At 30.7% G+C, this 24,720-nt stretch carries 16 protein-coding genes; 9 read left to right on the forward strand and 7 right to left on the reverse strand.

Translation table 11 applies throughout. The annotated features are described in order from the left end of the window. Positions 1-265: 265 nt before the first annotated feature. The 4 genes from arfB to ACXGQT_RS04255 are packed head-to-tail and all read right to left on the reverse strand — an operon-like array spanning position 266 to position 2,076. Positions 266-670 (reverse strand): alternative ribosome rescue aminoacyl-tRNA hydrolase ArfB, encoded by a 405-nt coding sequence (arfB, locus tag ACXGQT_RS04240; RefSeq protein WP_457830163.1) that lies wholly within the window; start codon positions 668-670, stop codon positions 266-268. Between the two features lie 5 nt (positions 671-675). Further along, the gene (locus tag ACXGQT_RS04245) at positions 676-1,239 is read right to left on the reverse strand and encodes an AAA family ATPase (protein WP_457830164.1); all 564 of its coding nucleotides are present in this window, start codon (positions 1,237-1,239) and stop codon (positions 676-678) included. Further along, the gene (pnuC, locus tag ACXGQT_RS04250; RefSeq protein WP_457830165.1) at positions 1,203-1,832 is read right to left on the reverse strand and encodes a nicotinamide riboside transporter PnuC; all 630 of its coding nucleotides are present in this window, start codon (positions 1,830-1,832) and stop codon (positions 1,203-1,205) included. Before pnuC ends, ACXGQT_RS04245 begins: the two co-directional genes overlap by 37 nt. Next, on the reverse strand, positions 1,816-2,076 hold the full coding sequence (locus tag ACXGQT_RS04255) for a thiamine-binding protein (protein WP_457830166.1): 261 nt from the start codon (positions 2,074-2,076) through the stop codon (positions 1,816-1,818). The genes pnuC and ACXGQT_RS04255 overlap by 17 nt, the downstream gene beginning before the upstream one ends. Positions 2,077-2,334: 258 nt before the next feature. On the opposite strand from ACXGQT_RS04255, the gene ACXGQT_RS04260 reads away from it, so the two are divergent. The 9 genes from ACXGQT_RS04260 (at position 2,335) to ACXGQT_RS04300 (ending at position 20,372) form a co-directional block, all read left to right on the forward strand. Further along, complete coding sequence (locus ACXGQT_RS04260) at positions 2,335-4,473, forward strand: hypothetical protein (RefSeq protein ID WP_457830167.1); 2,139 nt, start codon at positions 2,335-2,337, stop codon at positions 4,471-4,473. Positions 4,474-4,507: 34 nt separating this feature from the next. Next, entirely contained in the window at positions 4,508-8,182 is a 3,675-nt protein-coding gene (locus ACXGQT_RS04265) for a DUF4450 domain-containing protein (protein ID WP_457830168.1), read from the forward strand. A gap of 75 nt (positions 8,183-8,257) precedes the next feature. Further along, entirely contained in the window at positions 8,258-9,145 is an 888-nt protein-coding gene (locus tag ACXGQT_RS04270; RefSeq protein ID WP_457830169.1) for a dienelactone hydrolase family protein, read from the forward strand. Positions 9,146-9,153: 8 nt separating this feature from the next. Continuing rightward, positions 9,154-10,158 carry a glycoside hydrolase family 43 protein gene (locus tag ACXGQT_RS04275; RefSeq protein WP_457830170.1) on the forward strand — a complete coding sequence of 335 codons (1,005 nt, stop codon included), beginning with the start codon at positions 9,154-9,156 and terminating at the stop codon, positions 10,156-10,158. A gap of 8 nt (positions 10,159-10,166) precedes the next feature. Continuing rightward, positions 10,167-10,904 carry a copper homeostasis protein CutC gene (locus ACXGQT_RS04280; RefSeq protein ID WP_457830171.1) on the forward strand — a complete coding sequence of 246 codons (738 nt, stop codon included), beginning with the start codon at positions 10,167-10,169 and terminating at the stop codon, positions 10,902-10,904. A 292-nt stretch (positions 10,905-11,196) separates the two neighbouring features. Further along, positions 11,197-13,356, forward strand: coding sequence for a TlpA family protein disulfide reductase (locus ACXGQT_RS04285; protein WP_457830172.1), 2,160 nt, complete (start codon positions 11,197-11,199; stop codon positions 13,354-13,356). A 26-nt stretch (positions 13,357-13,382) separates the two neighbouring features. Continuing rightward, complete coding sequence (locus ACXGQT_RS04290; RefSeq protein ID WP_457830173.1) at positions 13,383-15,926, forward strand: TlpA family protein disulfide reductase; 2,544 nt, start codon at positions 13,383-13,385, stop codon at positions 15,924-15,926. A 298-nt stretch (positions 15,927-16,224) separates the two neighbouring features. Further along, on the forward strand, positions 16,225-19,644 hold the full coding sequence (locus ACXGQT_RS04295; RefSeq protein WP_457830174.1) for a glycosyl hydrolase: 3,420 nt from the start codon (positions 16,225-16,227) through the stop codon (positions 19,642-19,644). A gap of 251 nt (positions 19,645-19,895) precedes the next feature. Further along, positions 19,896-20,372 (forward strand): hypothetical protein, encoded by a 477-nt coding sequence (locus ACXGQT_RS04300; RefSeq protein WP_457830175.1) that lies wholly within the window; start codon positions 19,896-19,898, stop codon positions 20,370-20,372. Position 20,373: 1 nt separating this feature from the next. Here the strand turns inward: ACXGQT_RS04300 and ACXGQT_RS04305 are convergent, their stop codons facing one another. Genes ACXGQT_RS04305 through ACXGQT_RS04315 form a run of 3 tightly spaced genes read right to left on the reverse strand, consistent with a single transcriptional unit; the run spans position 20,374 to position 24,598 of the window. Then, positions 20,374-21,714 (reverse strand): BNR repeat-containing protein, encoded by a 1,341-nt coding sequence (locus tag ACXGQT_RS04305; RefSeq protein WP_457830176.1) that lies wholly within the window; start codon positions 21,712-21,714, stop codon positions 20,374-20,376. A gap of 36 nt (positions 21,715-21,750) precedes the next feature. Next, the gene (locus tag ACXGQT_RS04310) at positions 21,751-23,745 is read right to left on the reverse strand and encodes a DUF2264 domain-containing protein (RefSeq protein WP_457830177.1); all 1,995 of its coding nucleotides are present in this window, start codon (positions 23,743-23,745) and stop codon (positions 21,751-21,753) included. Positions 23,746-23,749: 4 nt separating this feature from the next. After that, on the reverse strand, positions 23,750-24,598 hold the full coding sequence (locus ACXGQT_RS04315; protein ID WP_457830178.1) for a glycoside hydrolase family 16 protein: 849 nt from the start codon (positions 24,596-24,598) through the stop codon (positions 23,750-23,752). Between the last annotated feature and the right edge of the window lie 122 nt (positions 24,599-24,720).

Consider the following 24,720-nt stretch of genomic DNA (forward strand, 5'->3'; position numbering starts at 1 on the left):
TCCTGTAGTTGTTTTGAATAATTTATGATGACTATTATTAAATAACAATAGTCTTTTTCCCTAAACAGCATTGCCTGTTCTAGGTTCGTTGGGTATGATCTCAGCCATTATTAAGTTATAAGTTTTAAAGATAAAAGTTATAAAGTCTATTATAGACTAAAAACCAACAACCAAAAACAGATAACTAAACCTAGCACCCCTTTATGAGAACGCTGCAAAAATACGCTGTATTTTGTGAACTAAAAACCTAAAACTGATTTATTATTTAATCGTGATTTGGCTTTTTTCTTAAGTTTTTCTTTTCAGCATTACGCTGTTTACCCTCTATTCTTTTTTGAATGGCAGATTTACTCGGTTTTGTAGGTCTTCTCTTTTTAGGACGAATTAAATTTTGAGTTAATAGTTCCAAAAACTTTTTAATAATAAGATCTTTGTTTTTATGTTGAGACCTACTTTCATCACAAAACAAAACAAGTTGATTTTCTTTGGTTAGCTTAGATGATAATTTTTCTATCAATAATTCTTTTTCTCTGTCCGAAAGTGCATGAGAGTTTTGTAAATCAAAAGTCAACTCAACTTTAGAAGAAACCTTATTCACATGCTGTCCTCCTGCCCCAGAACTTCTGATGGCTTTAAAATTTAGCTCTTTTACAATTTCTTCTTTATTCATATTCTTTACTTTTCTAACAACCTATCTATTACTTGTATTGCATTTTTTAATCGTGTTTTCTTATCTCCTTTTAAAATTAAATAAGGTTTTTTATATTTCTTTAAAGCATTTTCAAAAGCCAAAAACATTTCTTCTCTTTGCTCTGGTCTATCTCTTAAATCATCTGCTTCCCAAGGAACATCAATATAAGTTAACAAGTACAAATGATATTGATTGTTAATGGCTGCTACTTCTAAATCATTATCAACAAAACCATTATAATATGTTTCTGAATACACTTTGGTTTCTAACAAATCTGTATCACAAATTAATACTTGATTTGCTTTTTTAGCTTGAGTATTTTCTAAATTTATTTGACCAATAGCAATTGGAATAATATCTTTTTTTTCACAAACTTTTTGTTCTTTATTCCATTTTTCTTGTAAATAATTTCTAGAAAATTCAGGTACCCAAACAGTTTTATAATATTCGGCCAACTGACGAGAAAGTGTGGTTTTCCCCGTAGACTCTGGTCCAAACAGCACAATTTTAATTAAATTAACGGGGTCTTGTCTAAGCTTTTTTTCCATGCTAAATAACCTTGTACGGCTAGTATTGTAAAAATAAGATATTGTAAGGATAACATTCCTAAACCTCTATATGCATACAGAGGAACAGTAATTAAATCGGCAAAAATCCACAAAGTCCAATTTTCTATTTTTTTCTTGGCCATGTACCACATTCCCGTAAAGAAAATTCCTGAAGTAAAAATATCAATATAATTCTCTGGTTTTATTTCATATCCAAAATATTCATACACCTCATAGGTAATAACCATCGTTATGATTACTAGTAAAACTCCTATTATTTTTTCTAAAACAGTAGTTCTAGAAATAGGAACTACTGTTTTATTATCTTTCTTTCTAGACCAATTCCACCAACCATAAACACTCATGACTGAATAGTAGAAGTTCATCATCATATCTCCAAAATACTGAGCTTTATACAGTAAATAAACAGTAATAACTGTAGCTACCAAACCTACAGGATATACCAATATGTTCTCTTTTTTAGAATAAACAACACTGGCAATTCCAAACACAAAGGCAATGGCTTCTAAAACAATATCTCCAACAGGAGTGTGTTCGTAGGCACTTAGAAAAAAATTAAAAATGTGGTTCATAATTACTTCTGTCAGATTTTACCATTTTTAAATTCACCACTACATTCTCTTGATTTTCAAATGATGTTTTAATCTCTTCTGTTAAAAACGGCATTACTTTGTCATAATCTCCATAAACCTGAGTACTCATAGGATTTTCTAACACCGTAAATTCTGAGGCTCTTAATCTTTTGATAAAATTGATAATGTGTTCTTCAAAATTATTGTGAAGAGGCAACAATGTTAACTCTATAGATATTTTCATTTTTTACTTGATATTTTAAAGTGTAAAAATAGGTATCCTTTTTTTAGTGGATTCATTAATTGCTATCCTATTTATAAAATCAACCAAAAATTAGTCAAAACGGTACATATTTCAAGTATTTTCAATACTATATTACCTATTGCAAACACAATCATATTCTAATTTCGATAATAGCTTTTCTATAACCCCGAAAGCACAGGACACTAAAATCAAAGACAAAATATAATTTCAAAAGTTCTCTAAAATTAAAAATTGATGATGAAAAAAATAATGCTAGGTCTCTTATTTTCAGCAATGATTGCTTGTACAAATGCTAAAAAGGAAGATACGTTAATTGACAGAAAAGAAGTAGTCACCCGAAACAATGTTGTGATTAAAGAAGCTGATACATTAGCATCTCTTTCTGTTGGAAATGGAAATTTTACTTTTACTACAGATATTACTGGGTTACAAACTTTTTGGGCTGAATATGACAAAGGGGTTTCTTTAGGAACCATGTCTAACTGGGGATGGCACTCTTTACCAAATAATGAAAATTATAAATGGGAAGAAACTATTAAATACTTTGAGGTTGAAGGAAGAAAAGTTCCTTATCGCCATCAAATAAAAGATAATGAAAGAGCCAAAGAAGCTTGTGATTATTATAGAGAAAATGCTCATAAAATTCATTTAGGATTGATTGGTTTTGATTTACATTTTGCAAATGGAACCAAAGCAAAACTTACTGATATCAAAAATCCAACACACGAATTAGACTTGTGGACTGGTAAAATTACTTCTGATTTTACTTTTGATGACCAACCTGTTCATGTAGAAGTTTATGCTCATCAAGAAAGTGATTTGGTGGCCGTAAATGTAAAATCACCATTGATTAAAAAAGGACAATTGGCTGTGGAATGGAATTTTCCAGCTCCAAAAATTGCGCATACAGGTAGCGGAATTGATATGCAAAATATGGACACCCATAAAAGTGACATCATAAATCAAAAAAATCATAACATCACTCTAAAAAGACAACTAGACAACGATGATTATTTTGTAGAAATTGATTGGGAAGGAACTTCAGAAATAACTCAAACAGACAAACATCAGTTTAAATTATCAAACAAAAACGAAGATCAAATTCAGTTTTCTTGCCAGTTTTCTCCTGATGAAATTACGAACAATGTTCCAACTTTTAAAAGCACCGAAGAAAATAGCAAAACAGCTTATCATAATTATTGGTCTAAAGGTGGATTTGTAGACTTTGGAGCTTGTACAGATGAGAGAGCTAAAGAATTAGAAAGAAGAGTGATTTTATCTCAATACTTAACTAAAATTCAAAGTACCGGAGATTTACCACCTGCAGAAACAGGATTAACATTTAACAGTTGGTTTGGTAAATTTCACTTAGAAATGCATTGGTGGCATGTGGCACATTTTGCACAATGGCAACGTGGAGCATTAATAGAACAACAATTAGATTATTATTTTGACATGATGGAAAAAGCCAAACAAACTGCTATAGATCAAGGATACGAAGGAGTAAGATGGCCAAAAATGATTGGTCCTGATGGAGAAAATAGTCCATCATCTGTAGGATCTTATTTAATTTGGCAACAACCTCATATTATTTGGCTGGCAGAACAAATGTATCGCCAAAACAAATCCCCAGAAACTCTAAAGAAATACGAAAAATTAATTGTAGAAACTGCAAACTTTATGGCTGATTTCCCTGTATGGAATGAAGAAAAAAAACAATTTGACCTTGCTCCTCCTTTGATTCCCGCACAAGAGCATTGGGAAAGAACTACAACTTATAATCCTCCTTTTGAGTTAGCACAATGGTATTGGGGATTAACCACTGCACAAAATTGGTTAAAAAGATTAGAGAAACCTAAGAATGATAAATGGGAAAAAGTTAGAATGAATCTTGCCACTCCAGATCAAGCTGATGGATTGTATTTAGGGATTCAAGGGGCTACAGAATCTTATAACGATATTGAATTGATGAGAGACCATCCAATGGTTTTAGGAGCTTATGGAATTTTACCTCATTGGGATAAAATTGATCCTAAAGTAATGGAAGCTACTTTAGAAGTGATAGCCAAAAAATGGGATTGGCCTAACACTTGGGGATGGGATTATCCTATGTCTTCAATGTCGGCAGTTAGACTAGGAAAACCAGCACTAGCATTGGATTTATTATTAAAAGATGTTCAGAAAAACACCTATCTTAAAAATGGTCACAATTATCAAGATGATCGTTTGCGAATTTATTTACCAGGAAATGGAGGTTTGTTACAAACTGTAGCCATGATGTGTGCTGGTTGGGATGGATGTTCTGTAGAAAACCCTGGTTTTCCTAAAAATGGAAAATGGGAAGTTAAATGGGAAAACTTAGAACCTGTTTTTTAAAAACAAGTCTTTTTGTTCACCTTAAAATCATTTTATGAAAAAATACCTTTTACTACTCCTATCTGCTTCAATATTTACAAGTTGCCATACAGAAACAAAAGAAAACATTAATGTTCAAAAAACTTGGCACCATCAAACTCGTGAACTCCGTTACCATCCAGAAGGAAATGAGTTTGTTATTGTAAACGGAGAAAAACGATTTAACCGTGCTTTGTATGGAACCAATACTGGTTTTAGAGTAGAGGCTGGAGATTTGCCTGAATTTGGGTTGTATATGACTCGCTATGGAGGAACGCTAAAGTTAGGATTGGCAACTAATGAAAACTCTATTTGGTTAATAGATGCTAAAAACATAAAAATGACCTATGGTGCTGGGGCTATAAAATACAGCATTACAGATCCTATTTTAAAAGATGGAATATTAGATTTAGAATTATTAGCCTTACAAGAGGCAGATGGAATGATTTTAAAAGTAAATTCTCATAATATTCCTGAGGATGTAAAGCTAGTTTGGACTTTTGGTGGAGCTACTGGAAAAAGATTTTCTAGAGAAGGAGATTTAGGGGCAGATCCTGAATCTAACTTTTATTTAAAAGCAGAAAACTGTGTTGACAATGATATTTATTTAAATGATGGAACTTTTCATTTATACTATAACAAAGGCAGAGAGCTCCCTAAAAATGCTAAACCTAATAATGATGAAATCCACAATAGTAAACTCATTACAAAAAAGAGAATTGCAGGAATTGTTCCTACAAATAGTGCTATAAAAATTGGAGATGCTCATCATTTAGAAACTCCTAATGAATTATTAAATTCAAAAGAATCTGATGCTCCAGTTGTGGTAGGTAGTCTGAATTTTAAGAATTCAGATGAAAGTTATTTTATGCTCTATAATCCTGACACAGAAAACTCTGCAACGCATAAATCAATGCCAAGTTTGTTTGACAAAACTGATAAAATTCGTAAAAAAATTGCAGATAGATTTTGGATGAATACTCCAGACAAATACTTAAATGCTGCGGGAGCTCAATTGGCAACTGCTGCGGATGCTGTTTGGGATGATGAATCTTATTTTATGCATGGAGCGGTGGCTTGGAGAATGCCATTACCAGGTTGGAGAGGTGCTTATGCTGCCGATTGGTTAGGAAATCACAACAGAGCAAAATCACATTTTAGAGGTTATTTTACTGCTCAATATACCGATCCTAAAAGTGGACCTGTGGTAGCTGACCCTAAAACACATTTGGCTAGAAATAAAGAAGAAAAAGGTACTTCTATTTTTACTTCTGGATACATTAGCAGAAATCCAAACAAACAAAGTAAACCTCATCATTACGACATGAATTTGGTGTTTATCAACCAATTATTATGGCATTTTAAATGGACAGGTGATACCGATTTTTTAAAAGAAAGTTGGCCAGTAATAGAAAGACATTTAGAATGGGAAAAAAGAAATTTTGATCCTGATAACGATGGACTTTACAATGCTTATGCTGCTATTTGGGCAAGTGATGCTTTACAATATAGTGGCGGAGCGGTTACTCATGCATCTGCTTACAATTATAATGCTAACAAACAAGCGGCAGAACTAGCAAAACTTATTAATGTAAACCCTGCTCCTTATCAAGAGGAAGCTGATAAAATTTTAAAAGCCATTAACAAACGTTTGTGGTTAGAAAACAAGGGAATTTATGCCGAATATCAAGATTTATTAGGAAAAAAATTAGTCCACCCTACTCCTGCTTTGTGGACCATTTATCACGCTATTGATGAAGGAATCAGCAATCCTTTTCAAGCGTATCAAGCAACAAAATATGTAGATAATCACATTCCGCATATTCCTGTTTACACTAATGATAAAACACAAGAAAATCTGTACACTTTATCAACCAGCAATTGGATGCCTTATACTTGGTCTATTAACAATGTAGCCATGGCCGAAGTTTTACACACTGCCCTAGCCTATTGGAAATCGGGAAGAAACAACAAGGCTTTTAAGTTGATGAAAGGAACCATGTACGATTATATGTACATGGGTAGTTCTCCTGGAAATTTTGGACAATTATCACATTTTGATGCTTTTAGAGGAGAATTATATCGTGATTTTGCCGATCCTGTTGGTGTGGCTTCTAGAGCTTTTGTTGAAGGTTTGTTTGGGATAAAACCAGATATCATCAATAAAAAAATAGAAATTACTCCAGGTTGGCCTTTAGATTGGGAATTTGCAGCTATGAAAACCCAAGACATAGATATTGATTATAAACAAAACAAAAATACTGATGTATATAAAATCAACACAAACTTTAACACAGATATTTATTTAGAGTTAGTGTTAAACGTTAAAACAGAAAATATTGACAATGTGAGTGTAAACGGACAAAAGGTTGAATGGAAAAATAAAGAAAATACCGTAGGACAACCACAAATTATCATCAAAACACCCATTGATTCAACTTTTGACATTCAAATTACATGGAGTGGTGCTGACTTTAATTTACCTAAAAACAATTATACCCTAACTCCTGATGACATCATAAAAATTCCTTTTAACAAGGCTAAAATCATAAATTTATTTAATCCCCAAGATGTTTTTTCATCTATTGAAACACATACAAACGACATTCAGTTAAAGTTAAAAACACCTGTAGGAAACAAAACTTTATTTGTACAACTAAAACAGGGAGAATATCAATGGTGGCAACCTATTCAGTTAAATATCATTTCGCCAATTGAAATCATCGAAAAAGAAAAGGGAACTGAAAACAATTTTCAAATAGCAATAAAAAACAACACCCACAAACTGCTGAATGGAACTGTTGAAATCAACCAATATCAAGAGAAAATAAGTATAGATAATGATGGTGTTTCTAAAAACATTAACATTTCAAACAATAATTTATTACCTGGAACCAACCTTATAAACATTAAAACTAAAGATATTCAATATCAAAAATCTTATTTAAACTGGAATGTAAAATCCAATACCAATACTATTTTTGAAACCATCAACCTAAAAAATTATTATAACGATAGGGTTGTTAATATTTTTAAAGAACAATATTTTGCTCCTCGTTCTCCTTATCCAACACTTAGCATTCCTGTGCAAGGAATTGGAGATTGGTGTTCTTACAAAGAAACGGAGGAAATTAATGATGAAGGAATAATTGCCAAAGCAGGAAAAAACAATCAAATTGTTTCTCCACAAGGAATTCCTTTTAACATTTTAGGAGAGCCTACGGATAATATTATATTTACTTCTCAGTGGGATAATTATCCTGAATCCGTAAACATTCCTTTACAAGGAAATGCCAAACATGTTTATTTGTTAATGGCTGGATCGGCACATCATATGCAAACCAGAATGGTGAATGGAATTGTAACTGTTAACTATACCGATGGAAGTTCAGACAAATTGAAACTCATCAGTCCAGAAAACTGGTGGCCTATAGAGCAAGATTATTATCAAGATGATTTTGCTTTTGACACAGGAAAACCACAACCTCCCCGTTTGTATTTAAAAACGGGAGAATGGCATATGGATTCTTATGAAGTACTAAAAAAGAATGGAACGAATAAAATTGATGGTGGGGCTGCTCAATTATTAGATTTACCTCTAAATGAGCATAAACAATTAAAATCTCTAACCCTAGAAACTTATTCTAATGATTTAGTAATAGGATTGATGGGAGCTACTTTGGTGAAGTAAAATTTTAGTTTAAAGAAATATATTAAATTTTGACAGCCATTTTTTATTAGGTATTTTAATAAAAAATTAAAATCTATGAGTTCCCTAAAAAAAGAAGACATCAAACAAGAGGTTTTTGATTTATATGATGCTTATGCACACAATAAAATAAATCGTACTCAGTTTTTAGAAAAATTATCTCTTTATGCAGTTGGTGGAATTACCATGAGCTCTTTGCTTGGTTTTATTTCTCCTAATTATACAGATACGATTACAGTAGCCAAAGATGATCCTAATATTAATTCTGATTATATTACTTACCATTCAGCCAAAGGAGGCGGTACTATAAAAGGATTACTTTCTACACCTAAAAAACATGATCAAAAATTACCGGGTGTAATTGTTGTTCATGAAAACAGAGGATTAAATCCTTACATAGAAGATGTAGGACGTAGAACAGCTTTAGATAATTTCATCAGTCTTGCTCCTGATGCTTTAAGTCCCCTAGGTGGTTATCCAGGAAATGACGATGATGGTAGAGCATTACAACAAAAACGTGATAGATATGAAATGTTAGAAGATTTTATAGCTGCTTATCATTATTTAAAAGGACATCCAAATTGTAATGGAAAAATTGGTGTGGTTGGTTTTTGTTTTGGTGGGTGGATTTCTAATATGATGGCTGTAAAAATTCCAGACTTACTGGCATCTGTTCCATTTTATGGTGGACAACCATCGGCAGAAGACACAGCTCTTATAAAAGCTCCTCTATTATTACAATATGCAGAATTAGACAAACGTGTAAATGCTGGTTGGCCAACATATGAAATCAATTTAAAAGCAAACAACATAGAACATACTGTTTATTTTTATCCTGATGTAAATCATGGTTTTCATAACAACACCACTCCTCGTTATGATGAAAAAGCAGCCAATTTGGCATGGAAAAGAACCATTGATTTTTTTAATAAAAAACTGAGATAAACCAAGCTATGAAATCAAATTTTATTGCATTAATTCTTACTCTATTTTATTCTTTAACACCAATAAACAGTATTGCTCAAAATAAAAAAACAATACAACAAAACATTCCTTTAGATAGTATTAGACTTAGTGATCCTTTTATTTTAGCCGATGCTAAAACCCACACATATTACATGACTGGAACTGGTGGAAACTTATGGAAAAGTAAAAATCTAAAAAAGTGGGAAGGACCTTATAAGGTTGCCAAAACAGATCCTAATTCGTGGATGGGAAGCAAACCCATGATTTGGGCTGCTGAAATTCACTCCTATAAAAACAAGTATTATTACTTTGCTACATTCACCAATAAAAAAATTAAAATTGATACTGTTGGCAAAAATATTATTGATCGTAGGGCGAGTCATATTTTAGTAAGTAATAAAGCTGAAGGGCCTTACATTCCTATGAAAGACAAAACATACTTACCTGCTAACATGCCAACACTTGATGGAACTTTTTGGGTTGATACCGATAACAAACCTTATATGGTTTATTGTTATGAATGGTTACAAAATGAAAATGGTACTATTGAAAAAATTGAATTAAAACCAGATTTAAGTGGTAGTATTGGAAAAGGAAAATTATTATTTAAAGCAAGTGATTCCCCTTGGAGTAAACAACAAAATAAAGATGGTAGTATTGGTCCAAACAAGGTAACTGACGGGTGTTTTTTATTTAAAACAGGAACTGGACGTTTAGGAATGATTTGGACAAGTTGGATTTACGATACATATGTTCAAGGAGTGGCTTATTCTAAAAGCGGAACTCTAGATGGTCCTTGGATACAAGAAAAAAAAACTATTACACCTCCTAATTTTGGTCATGGAATGATTTTTACAACTTTTGAAGGAAAAACTTTAATGGCCATTCACAGTCACGCTGTAGTTAATGGTAAATACCATAGAGTTCCTCATTTGTTTGAAATAAATTTATCTGGTGATAAATTAGAACTTATAAAACCCTATACCCCTTAAAAACATTAATGAATACCTTAGAAATATGTTGTTACTCTGCAACATCAGCAATCAAAGCCGCAAAAGCAGGAGCAAGTAGAATTGAACTTTGTGAAAATTTTACAGAAGGCGGTACTACTCCATCTTATGCAACAATTAAATATGTTTTAGACCATATTAACATTCCTGTTAATGTAATAGTACGCCCTAGAGGGGGTGATTTTTTATATAACAATGCAGAATTTGAAATTATAAAACAAGATGCTTTAAAAATTAAAGAACTTGGAGCTAATGGAATTGTTTTTGGAATGTTAACAGCTTCTGGAGATATTAATATCAATCAAGTTAAAGAAATTCAAAAGTTAGTATCCCCTTTAGAATGTACTTTTCATAGAGCTTTTGACATGTGTAATGATATTTTTAAAGCATTACAACAACTTAAAGATCTTGGCATTCATAGAATATTAACTTCTGGAGGAAAAAACACAGCTTTTGAGGGTATTGATGTTTTAGAGCAACTTATAACCTTAGCCCAAAATGATATTATTATCATGCCTGGTAGTGGAATTAACAATAAAAATATTAAAGAAATTTATCAAAAAACAAAAGCTACAGAATACCATGCCTCTTGCAAAACATTTGAAAAAAGCGATATGACCTATTTTAATCCAGATATTCAAATGGGGAAAAACAAAGATATTAATGAATATCAAAAAGTCTCTGTAGATACAACTAAGATTCAACAAATATTAAAAATCATACAATAATCAAAAAATAACTTTTAATTATTAATTCTAAAAAAACATGCCTAAGGTGTGTTTTTTTGCTTTTTAACAATATAAAACCGCTATTTCTTTAACAATATCACTTTTATTACGAATAAACACAGGTTCTAAACATGTTTATAATCCCTAAATTTAGTTGCTATTAAATAATGTTATTTCTAATCTAAAGCAACCTATTCCTAAAAATATTATACCAAACTCTAATTCACTCAACAATATTAACAGGTGCTATTCTATATTTAGTTTAAAAAATTGAATTCCTTATAAAAAAAAAATGAAAAAGAAAATCTTATTTAGTCTTATGTTGGGGCTGTTATTTATAAATAGCTTTGCTCAAAAAACGATTGAAAACCCCGATTTTGAACTCACTAAAACAGGTATGTTTAACATTTCTAAAATAGAAATATCTGATACTGAAACGAAAATACACATACACCATACTTCAATTCCTAATTGGTGGGTATACTACAAAGACGATGTGTATATAGAAGATTGTGATACTGGTAAAAAATATAACATTATTAAGGTAGAAAACGTAAAGTTTAAAGAGAAAATATGGATGACAGATTCTGGAGAAAACAACACTGTTGCTATTTTTCCTCCATTAGACAAAGGCGTTAAAAACATAAACTATAATAACCTAATTTTTAATATTTCATTAACCGAACAAAAAGTTTGTAAAAAAAATAAAGTCCCTAAAAAAATAACAAAATGGTTTAAAAAAGAATTGGCTAAAGTAAAGTCCGAACCAATTAAAGAATATAACTCTCCTAACTTTTTTAACAAAAAAAATGCTAAGCTAATTGGCTACATAAAAGGTTACGATTCACGTTTAGGGTTTGAAACAGGAATTATATTTATGGAAAATGAAATAACAAGAGAAGATTACCCTATTGTTATTCAAATACATAAAGATGGTCGTTTTGAAGCCGATATTCCTTTAATACACCCAAAATACATCTATTTTAACATGAACAAGGCCAATATTAACATATATATAGAACCTGGACAAACACTTGTCACAGTATTAGATTGGAATGAATTTTTAATTGCAGACAGATTTAGAAACAATAGACATGTATTTAAAAATATAGAATTTTTGGGGCCTCTTGCTCAAGTAAACTACGACTTACTTCAATACGACAAAAATGATTTTGATTATAAATTATTCAACAAACAAAAAAAAGAAATCACTCCCAAAGAGTTTAAAAAACTACAAGAAAAAAATCATCAAAAAAACACAATACGTTTAATAAAGCATTTAGCAACACACAATCTTTCTGATAAAAGTGCCACATTATTAAAAAACAAAAACATATTAGATAACGCTACTTTGATGTTTAATTTTGTAATGAATAGAGATTATTATGCAAAAAAAGACACGCTAAATAAAGTCTTAAAAGCTCCTGTAGAAACTAAGTATTATGATTTTTTAAACAAAATAGATTTAAATAATCAAAGCCTATTAGTAGATAATCGTTTTTCAGAATTCATCAATCGTTTTGAATATAGTAAACCCCTTAATGTTAAACCCAAAAAAACAGAAATAACTTTTAACAAAACATTTTTAGATTACATAAAAGATAATAAAATAGAAATTTCACCAGCTTATAAAAATTTACTTGAAACTTTTGAAAACTTAAGTGATGATTCAAAAAATGAATTTCATCAAAAAAACCAAAAATTATTTGAAGAGTATAAAACTAAATACCGTAAAGAATTTGACACATATGTTCAAAAAAATCGAGATGAAAACTGGTTTTATAGCTCTATTAAAAGAATACAACTAAAAGACTCAGTACTTACCAATGTTTTAAAACTTGATGAAAACTTCATAAATGAAATCACAAAAATTAGAAGCCTTAAGTTCAATATAGGTACAATGAAAAAAAGTGAATACGCTTACAAATATTGGGAAGAACTAAAAAAAGACATCAAAAACCCATTTTTAATACAAGAAGGTAGTAGAATGGTCTACAAAAAATTTCCTTTAACATCAGAAAACAGTAGCAAAACTACAAAATTACCAACAGGGAAAGCTACAGATATATTTAAAGCAATTGTAGATAAACATCAAGGTAAAATATTATTTATAGATTTTTGGGCAACCTCATGTGGACCTTGTGTTTCTGGTATAAAAAGAATGAAAGAGACTAGAAAAAAACATGAAAACAATCCAAACTTTGATTTTGTATTTATTACTGATGAAAGACACTCTCCTAAAAAAAATTACGACAAGTTTGTTAAAGAACAAGAGCTTAAAAACATTTATAGACTGTCTACAGATGATTATAATTACTTACGTCAACTATTTAAGTTTAACGGAATACCAAGATATGTAGTTATAGATAAAAAAGGAGATATAATTGATGATGATTTTTCCATGCATAAATTCGATTATTTATTAGAAAGTATTATAGAAAACCATAAATAAACCAACATTAATAAAATTCAAAAAAAATGAAAAAGAAACTTTTTACTTATCTGTTAGCGTTGATCTCTTTTGGAGTTTTTGCCAACAAAACCATTGACAATCCAGAATATGGATTAAACAACCTCAATGGTGCTATTACAAAAATAGAACACTTAGACAGTGCTACTGTTTTACACTTCCATATTGATTTTAGACCTAACAACTGGATTCAAGTTCCCAAATCTACTCGTTTAGTAGATCTTAAAACGGGAAAAGAATATTATGCTACTAAAACCGAAGGTATTCCTTTTGGAGAAAAACATTTTCTAGACGATACGGGTAAAATTGATTATCAAGTATATTTTACCAAAGTTCCAGAGGAGGTAGGACTTGTTGATTTTAAAGAAGGAGATGGATCTAATTACTGGTTTGTTTACAACATTTCTTTAAACAATAAAAACACCTCTAAATTACCTAAAGAAATGAAAGGAAATTGGCTTAAAACCAACGGGAGTGAAATTTGCGATTATGCTTTTTACAATAAACAAGCAATTGTAAATAAAGAACTATGGACATATAAATCTGTAAAAACTAAAAAAAACAAATACACTGTTGTTTTAGAAAAAAACGGAAATACAAAAACCATTAAAGCCAAGCTAAACAAAGATGGATCTTTAGAAATTAAAGATGATAAAAATAAAAAAGAAACTTACAGCTTAAAAGCAACAAATAACCCCAACAACACCCCTGAAAAAAATGAAGCTCTAGAAACCCCTGAACTTAAACCCGGAACTGCTATCTATAGTGGTGTTATAAAAGATTATACACCTAGAGTTGGTATTAAAACAGGAATGCTTTATGTTAATAACATCTTTACAGGGGAACAAGAATCTCATTTAATTAAAATTGCCGATGATGGAACTTTCTCACTAGAGCTTACTATTGCCTGTCCACAATTTGTGTTTTCTCGTATTTTCAATAAAAGCACTTCTATGTTTATGGCTCCAGGAAAGGAAACATATCATGTACTTAGTGGGAAAAAAGATTTATTCATGGGAGATTTAGCCCAAATAAATACCGATTTGTTAAAAATGAAAGACATTAGGTTAAGTGGAATTAACAAAAAAACCCGTGAAAACATATTAAACACCAAGCCAGAAGATTATAAGGCTATAATAAACAAACAATATACTACAGCTTTAAAAAAACTAGATGAATTAAATAAAACCACATTTATTAGTAATAAGGCATTAGAATTAAAAAAAATGTCTTTAGAATATCAAAACTTAACAAATATTTTAGCCTATGATATGTATTCAAGATCTGCTAAAAGAAATCTAAAACCTGAAGAACTAGATGATTTACCAAATTATAAAATAGATAAAACCTATTTTTCTGATATTACTTCCGAGGTATTAAACAGCAAAAAATCAGTAATGGCAGAAAACTATTCGTATTTCATCAATTACTTATCTTACATAGATATTTTTTCACCAAACACAAACAACCCAATTACCGCTAATAATGTGCTTACTTATTTATTAAATCAAAATATTGATATCCCTAATGAACAAGTAGAAGCTATTAAAGCAAATGAACTTTTAAATACTCCTGAAAAACAAAAAAGACAAAAAGACTTTAATACAAAATACAAAACAAGATTCAACCTATTCTATAGAGCCAATACAGAAATGCTTAACAAAATAAGAATAGAAGAACCTAACGAAAATGCTTTGTTAATTTTAAAAAACAAATTAAAAGAACAAGGAAAATTAAGTCCTTTAGACGAAGAAATGTTAACTGCTTTTGAAAACATATCAACAACTGAAGAAAAGGAAGCCGTTAAAAATTTTCAAGAAAAACACGGAGAAACTTTAAAAGATTTTAATAAAAAATACTCTGAAGAATATAGAAACTTAGCTACAAAACAATATTATCAAGCTAAAATGGATGAAATGAAAAAAGTTTTAGGTTTAGACTCTTGTTTGGTTTTTGATATTATAACACTTAGGCAAAACTCTAGACAATTAACCAATGATTTAATTCCTTATACTGATGCTAAACTAAACTACATCAAAAAAGAAATTGCAAATGCAGAGGTAGCAAACTATTTAGACATTGCCAATAATAAAACAAAAGCAACAATAGAAGCCAATAAAACCAAAACAGGATATAATGTTAATAAGGTAGAAAAAACAGAAGGTGATGAACTTTTTGAATCTATAATTGCTAAATTCAAAGGAAAGGTTATTTATGTAGATTTTTGGGCTACTTGGTGTGGACCTTGTAGATCTGGAATTAAAAGAATAGCACCTCTAAAAGAAGAAATGAAGGACAAAGAAGTGGTCTTTTTATATATTTCTGCTCCAAGTTCTCCAGAAAAAACATGGAACAATGCCATCCCAAATATCAAAGGAGAACATTATAGAGTCAATCAAGATGAGTGGAATTATTTAAAAGATAAATTTAAAATAACAGGAATTCCTCATTATGCTTTGGTTAACAAAAAAGGAGAATTAGTAACTCCCAAATTAGGACATAAAAACAATGTAGAAATTAAAAAAATTCTAGAAAATGAGTTAACAAAATAGTTCCTAAATACCCTTATATAAGAAGCCATAAATTAATATTTATGGCTTTTTATTTTTCCCAAAAACATAAATCCCCATCTTTTTAACAAAACTATAATACTCTTGTAACATCATATATAACAAGCAATTAAACACTATTGTTGTATATAAATATACTTCACTACAAAACCTGTCAACATTTAATCTACTCACAAAATGTAGCCATCCTAGGTAATTCAGATATTATTGTGTTGTTATAAAAATAATATCCATGCTATTTTTCTATAACAACAAACTAATTACTAAAAAAACAATAATTATGCTATTTAAAAACTGTAAATACCTTGTGGTAACCTTATCTGTATTTATCACAAATTTACTATTTGCTCAAACCCCTGTTTCTGTAGGATCAGGTAGTTATGCCTCCTACCCTCCTAGCCAAGAATTAGAATTTGAATGGGAAGGAACTACTTATTATACCGATTATGATTTTGTATACAACAATCCTATTTATGTTTCTGATGGTGAAACCAGACCTATTCCTACCAATGATTGGTGGACACGTATTTTAGTAGATCAATACGGAGGTTTATTATTTGCTTACCCTTTAGTGATGGAACCAACCTCAGAAGGTTTAAAAGTACAATACCCAATAGGATTCTCTCAAGATGGATCTAACCTTGATAGAGGAAATGGATTGGTGATAAAAGCAGACAACTATACTCCAGACAAAGCAATAGCTGCCGACTGGACAGATTGGTCTGTAGTAATGGGAATGCCAGATGCCGAAACAGGTGCTAACATGAATGTTACCATGGCACATGGAATTCCATTTACACAAATTGAAACTACAGGAATTAATCCAACAATTGTAGCTAACGGAGGAGCTTCTTATTATAATGCTAATGGTACACCTGTTACATTTCCTATTACATCTGGCGGAGCATTTGTTTTAGCTTCTGAGGGCAGATTGTTTGGAATTCATTTAGGTGATGGAGCTACTGCTCAAATTGACGGACAAACCTATATCTCTGTAGATTTAGGATCAGAATATGCAATATCCTCTATAAACTTAACTTGGGAAACCGCTTTTGCTTCAGGATATAATATTCAAACTTCTAATGATAATACAAACTGGACAACTGTTCAGTCCATCACTAATGGAGATGGTGGAACAGACAACATAAGTCTTTCTAGTAATGCTAGATATGTTAGAATTGTACTAACTGAAAAAGGAACCAATTACGAATATTCATTATATGAAATTGAAATTTATAGTGGAGAAACCAACGTAGCCCTAAACAAAACAGCCGTTGCATCATCTCAAGAAAACACCTATTCACCAGACTTAGCTGTAGACGGAAACTCAGGAACACGTTGGGCATCAGCAGCAGGTCAAGAAGAAAAATTAGTTATTAATATGAATGGAACAGAAAATCATTTTGTGATTTCTGCCTTAACTGAATATAGTGACCTTACTGAATTTAACAATTATGCTCACAACAAACCAGTAGAAACAATTGTAAATTATTCTTACGATGTAAATTCGGGAAAAATAAATACAACTTGGAATATTACTACGGAAAATTTAAATGGGGGTATTGATGGAAATACCATTCAAGGATTTATACCTCATCAATATAAAAACACCACATTTAATAATGTGAATTTCACCAATCGTAATTATGTTACCACAAGAGGAACTATGAAAACCGCTATAGGTAAATCCTTTTCATTTTCTTATAATTTTGGTGGAGTTTTACCAAGTTTTACAGCCCCTTATCAAAACACCGATGATAATAATGCGTACAATGCAAACACTCAATATGAATTAATTTCCAAATTTGCATCTAAAAAGAAAAGTTATGGAGGTGATACATACTGGGGAGGAAAAGACCTTGTTAATATTGCTAAATATGCATTAATGGCTAAGGAATTAAATCATCAATCTTACATAGAACTTAAAGCTTTAGCCAAAGAGTCTTTGGTAGATTGGTTGACTTATACCCAGGGAGAGACTTCTCATTATTTTGCTCGCTACGATCGTTGGAAAGCTTTAATTGGGTTTGATCAATCTTATGGTTCAGCACAATTTACAGACAATCATTTTCATTACGGATATCTAATTCATGCTGCTGCTTTATACGGAATGATTGACAACGATTTTTTAAATGATTACAAAGGAATGTTAGAACTGGTTTGTAAGCAATATGCTAACTGGCAAAGAGATGATACCTTTTTACCTTATTTCAGAACTTTTGATCCTTGGATAGGTCATTCTTATGCAGGTGGAACTAGTTCTGGTGGTGGAAACAATCAAGAATCAACCTCAGAAGCTATGCAGTCTTGGATTGGAATGTTTTTGTTAGGAGATGTAATGGGGAATGATGAAATGCGAGATGCAGGAGCTTTTGGTTACCGAAGTGAAGCAGCCGCTACTATGGAATATTGGTTTGATTGGGATCAAGAAAATTTACCAGAAGCTTATAATCATGAAATGGTTGGTATTTTATGGAATGGTGGCTATTCTTATGGTACTTATTTTAGTGCAAGCCCTGTTCATATCCACGGTATTCAATACTTACCTGTGGCTCCAGGTTTTAAATATTTAGCAGAAAATAAAACTTGGGCAAATAAAGAATATAACGACATGATGAATGAATCTTTAGCCATAGATGGTTTTACAAGAGAAATTGATTTTGGAGATGATTGGGCACAAGTAGCTTTAGGATTTAGGTTATTGTTTGATCCTGAATATGTGTCTAATTTTATGAATACAAATTTAGCTTTAGAAGAAAGCAATAGTGATTATATTATGGATTATGAAGTCTCTGGAATGACATATTATTACACACATGCCATTCAAAACCTAGGAGATTTTTCTTTTAATTATTACACAAACTTTCCTTCTAGTAGTGTTTTTGAAGAAAATGGAACTTTTTCTCATGCCGTAGTTTTTAATCCATCTGATGTTGCAAAAGAATGTACTGTGTACGATTATTCTGGATCAACCCTTGCTACATTTAATGTACCTGCTAAAACACTAGTAACTTATCCTGAATTACCAACAGCTGGTCAACAACCTGAAGATTGTTACAACTTAAGTGGACAAGCAAGTGCTTCTTCTGGTAATAACTCAGCTGCTGCTGCTATAGATGGAGACATGGGTTCTAGGTGGATTGCAGACTCTACAGATCCTTGTAGTTTTGATCTTAATTTAGGACAACAATGTTCTATTACTGAAATAAGTATTGCTTGGGAAACAGCAAATGCAAGTGATTATGTACTATTAGGCTCAAGTGACAATATAACTTGGACAGAACTTAAAAGTTTTAATGGTCTGGCTTCTGGTGAAAGAACTGATGTTATTTCAGACATATCAGGTTCATATCAATATTTTAGATTAGATATGACAGTTCCTTCAACCGTGTGGGCTTACTCCATTTATGAAATTTCTATTTGTGGACAACTTGCTACGAACACTCAAGATTTAAGCAATAAAAATATACAAACCCAAAATAACATTATTCTATATCCTAACCCTACAGAATCTGATGCTACCATAAAAGGGAATATTACAGGATCTACTATTGAGGTATACAACATTACAGGTCAAAAAATCAATAGCGTTATTGCCAATGGTAATAATGTAAAATTAAATTTTGAAAAACTACCTAAAGGAATTTATTTTATAAAAATAAAAGGAGAATCAGGGGTAACTCGAATCATAAAACAATAATAAAAAAAGGTGTGCATTGTAGTGACTACAAATGCACACCTAAAAAATAGTTTATAAAAATAGTTAGTTTTAGTTAGTTTATCGCTATCAAAAACAGCAATAATGCAGCGAATATAAAAAAATACTACTCATATCAAAAATAAAATATTGTTTTTTTATCAAAAACTTAACATAATAACCCGTTAGCTGTTTATTTACTAACCAAAAACTATATTTAATAATAAAGTGTTTTATCATATCTTCGTTGTACTATGAACACTGCAACTGTAAAACAACTAAAAACCGAGTTAAATGAAATTGATAGAACAGAACTTATCAATATTATTTTAAGATTATCTAAATTTAAAAAAGAGAATAAAGAACTTTTAACCTATTTACTTTTTGAAGCCGAAAACGAGCAAGATTATATAAAAGAAATTAAAATAGAAGTTGATGAAGCTTTTAAAAACATTAACACTAGTTCTTATTTTTATATTAAAAAAAGTGTTCGAAAAATTCTTAAACTTATAAAAACTTACATTCGTTATTCTAACGTAAAAGAAACAGAAGTTGAACTACTACTCTACTTTTGTAAAAAACTACGCTCCATAAGGCCTTCAATAACTAAAAACCAACAATTAGTTAATATATATGCCAGAGAAATTAAAAGCACTGAAAAGAAAATTAGTACGTTACACGAAGATTTACAATATGATTATTTACATCTTTTAGAAAATTTAAAAGCATAAATTACTTGTTTGTTAACAAGGTCACTTTTTCAATTTCTAATACTTTTACTTCAGATGTTTTTTCTTTAGCAACTCCTTCTCCATCAATTTGTACTACATTTTGCATAAATACATGTAGTTTGTTTTTATTTTTCCACAAAGAAATATCATAATTAGGTTCCCATTGCCCTACAGATTCATTAGACAAATCAACTACTTTCCACGGTTGATTGTTTTTTAAATCAGAAAAAGCCATTGATATTTTATTTCCTCTTTCTAAATCTCTAAACAATATAGAAACTAACGTTTTTTGACCAGTTTGATTTATTAAAATATCTGGTCTAGAAATAGGAATACTCTTTGTTCCTCCTCCTCCCAACACAAAAGAAGTTTGTCTAAAACCTGTATTTGTTTTTTTCCATGCTTGATTCTCTAAATAAATGATTTGAAATTGTGGGGTTTTATCATCAGCCCAATAAGTTGCTATATAAGGATTTCCATCATCATCAGTAGTCATGGCTGTTTGATTTATTAAACTACTGTTTTGAGGAATTTTCCAAGCGTATTCTGCTGATGCTAAATTAATAGGCAACTCATATTGTTCTCCTGTAGATTTTTCCCAAGTTTTTCCGCCATCTTTAGAACGTGCATAACACATATCGTGATTGGTTTCAACTTTCCAAGTTTCTCTCCAAACCCAAGAAATATGAATAGTACCTTGTTTGTCTACACAAGCTTGCCAATAAGCATTTCTTTTATTTTGTCCATCAATCAAATTATTTTGTAGCTGTGTCCATGTTTTTGATTTTACATCATATGAATTTATCACCAAATTTCCGCTACCCGAAGAACCAGACCTATAGAAAAACATTAAATCTCCGTTTGGTAAATTATAAAACTCAGGATATGTTACACGATTTTCATCTTTTCCTGTCATACCACTTTCTTCTCCTAGTTTTAAACTCAATGGTGCTACGCTTTTGGCGTATCTTAACTTTGTATTGTGGTGATCCCAACTTACATGTAAAAAACCATTACCATCTACGGCTATACTAATATCATTATGGGCATCATGGGTATTTCCTTTGTATTGTGTTTGTACCAACTCCCAATGTTTAGCGTTTAATTTTCTTTTCCCTAGAGTTAAATAACTATTTTCATTATAATAGGCTACAAATTGCTCATTTTTAAAAGTAGTCAAAGCATTTTTTCTAAACTTTACAGTATTTACTGAGTTATTTCCCCAACCTTTCCCTATATGAGAAACGGTCACATTTTTACCACAAGAAAGTAAAACAACCAAACAGCTTAAAACTGCTATAGACTTTAATATGTATATTTTTTTCTTTTTTATAGATATCATTTTAAAACGTTCTTCTTTTTAATTAAATGTAATTTTTTAAAACTTTACAATTTTACTTTCCTCCTTTTTAAACTCAATTTCAATTGTATTCTCATCAAAACTTTTAACGATGTTTTTTACAGGGCACAATTCCTTTTTAGTGAATTTTTCACCTGATTTTTTCCAAAGCATTAGGGTTGCTAAAATATTAGATTTTTGTTGACTTTTAGTAGTTGTTACTACATCAATTACAACGCTTTCTTCACTTTCCGGGTGCAAACCTTTAGCTTTTATTACTTCTGATTTGTTCCAACCTAAAAGAGGTATCATTGCCAACTTATACATTCCATTATCTATAATAGTCACTTCATTTCCGCCTACTTTCTTTTTAGTGGTAATAATTTCTCTATCTAATTTAGGCAATGCATAATGTCCTAACCTTATAGCAATAGGCTTATCACTATTGTTTTTATCAACTCTTAGAATTCCGTTGGCTAAAGGAATATCCGCTAAATTGAATTTAATATTTTCATCTGTTTCTAAAACAACATCTCTATAATAAATTCCTTTCTCAAACTTTTTAAAAGTGTACAACCTAAATGCTTCCCACTTATTTTTATTGTTTTTAATAACGTAATTCATGGCAACCTCACCATTTTCGCCATCTGCTTGCCAAGGAAAAGCACTATTGTACGATAATCGATTGTAATTTTCTGTAGAACGAAATTTTTGCCAATCGTCTTTTACTTTTTCGTGACACCAAGCTCTTATTTCTGCTGCTCCTATATTTGGATAATCTGTAATTAACACCTCTGACTCTCCTTGAAATTTATGATAAACTTCATCATTCTTCAACTCATTTTCCCAAGCTCCATTATTTTCTGTAGCTGTCCAAAAAGGACTATTGTCGGGTACTAGTAAACCAAAAAATATTTTCCCCATCCAATACACACTACCTCTACAACTATAATTTTGTACAGCAGGTTCAAAAGCACCATAAAACCCTAAAGTTGGTACATTATCTTTCATAAAATCTGGATGTGTAAAAAACTGTTTAATTACTCCTGATGCTATTCTACGCATCCATCCATAATTTATATTTTCATCATTAGAAAATCCCATTAATGGAAAAGGAACTACTGCTCCCGCCCTATAACTAATACTCCTTCCATACATAATCATTTTTCCATCTTTGCTAAACATGTATGGATAATTCCCTTTTAAATCATTGAAATTAAATTTAAATTTTGATGCTATTTCTGGATAATATTTATCTCCAAAATATTGAGACCATACTTTTCCGTACATTTGAAAAGCCCACATACTATAGTAATCATAAGCAGGACTATCATTATACCATCCATTTCCTCTATAATGTGTTAATGATTTTTCTAAATATTTTACCAACAATTCTTCGTTAACCTTATATCCTTGATCTTTAAAAAAGCTCAACACAAAAATGTTAAAGAATTTCCAATTAGAGTCTACAGTAGGTCCATCTCCATAACTTAACATAACCCTTGCCAAATCATCTTTTTTTTGCTGTGTTAAAGGCTCCCATAAAACCTCAGGATTTACTAATAAAGATAATGCTAAAGCCCCAAATTCAACCAAATTTTGACTGGGACCACCGTTACCTCTTGGTACTATGTAAGCCGGACTTTTAGGATTGGTTAACTCTCCTATTTGATACCTATAATAATCTGCAACTTTTATATTATTAATAACCAAATTTGGATTTTCCTTTAATATTGGAGAAGCCACAAATAAAGTTCTACACAATCCTTCTAATTTTTCTGTAGGTACTCTACTCTCACTATGAGGGTAACTTTTACCTGGTTGTTTAGGAAACTTCATAGAATCTTCTAGCGTATTGATATAACTAAAAGCTCCTTTTAATAAATACATAGCAGCATCTTTCCAATGCTGTTTAGTCATTCCTGTAAGTGGACTTTTATTGTAATCTGGATTTTCTATTTTAAAAGCATTATTCTGTGCATTTGTAAACACATACATAAAAAAAACACCTAGTAATATTTTTTTATTCATCATCTTTTTATTCTGTTTTTTGATATACCCTAACGTAATCTATTATAAATTGAGCAGGAAATTTTGTCTTAGAAAAATCCCCTCCATTAACACCTCCAATAGCAAGGTTTAACAATAAGTACTGTGGCTTGTGAAATGGATTTATTTTTTTATGGGTTTGATTATATGTTTCTTTTAAATCCACCTCATTTAACAGTTGTTCATCAACATATAATTTTATTGAATTTTCATCCCAATCCATTTTCCAAATGTGAAAATCTTGAGACCAATTTTCATCATTAAAACTTTCAATAGCATATTTTTTAGCATCCCATATAGGTTTCCATTTCTGATTAGATTCCCAAGCAATATTTGCCAATAAATCGCCTTTATAAAATTCCATTATATCTATTTCTCCGTTAGCAGGCCAATTGGGCTCTAAACCAAGTGTCCAAAATGCTGGCCACAATCCCATTTCTGTTGGTATTTTTGCACGCATCAAAAATTTACCGTACTTCCAAGATTTTTTTTCTTTTGTAATTAAACAACTTGAAGTTATGTAAATTGAATCTCTATTATGTTTCCAATTTTTATTATTATAAGAAACAAAATTTGGGTTTGATTTCTTTTCTTTTCTAGCTTCAATAATTAAATTACCACCTTTACAAAAAGCATTTTCTTTTTGATACCACTGAGCTTCTTCATTTCTTATAAAACCCGTTTCATAATGCCAATTTTGTTGATTTGGAACGCCATCAATATTAAATTCATCATTCCAAACCAAATGATATCCCTCTATTTCTGGAATATTATTTTGTTTTTTTGAGGTACAACTCAATACACTAAATAGCAAACATAAGGATATATAAACTTTCATTATTTATAATTTTAAAACAAAAATTTTTTCTATAACATTACAGATATATCACAAAATCTGAATTACAAATAAAAACAAGTTTTAATACTAATAGAGGGGGTATAATAATAAGCATAAAGGGG

Source organism: Wenyingzhuangia sp. IMCC45467, assembly GCF_054111205.1.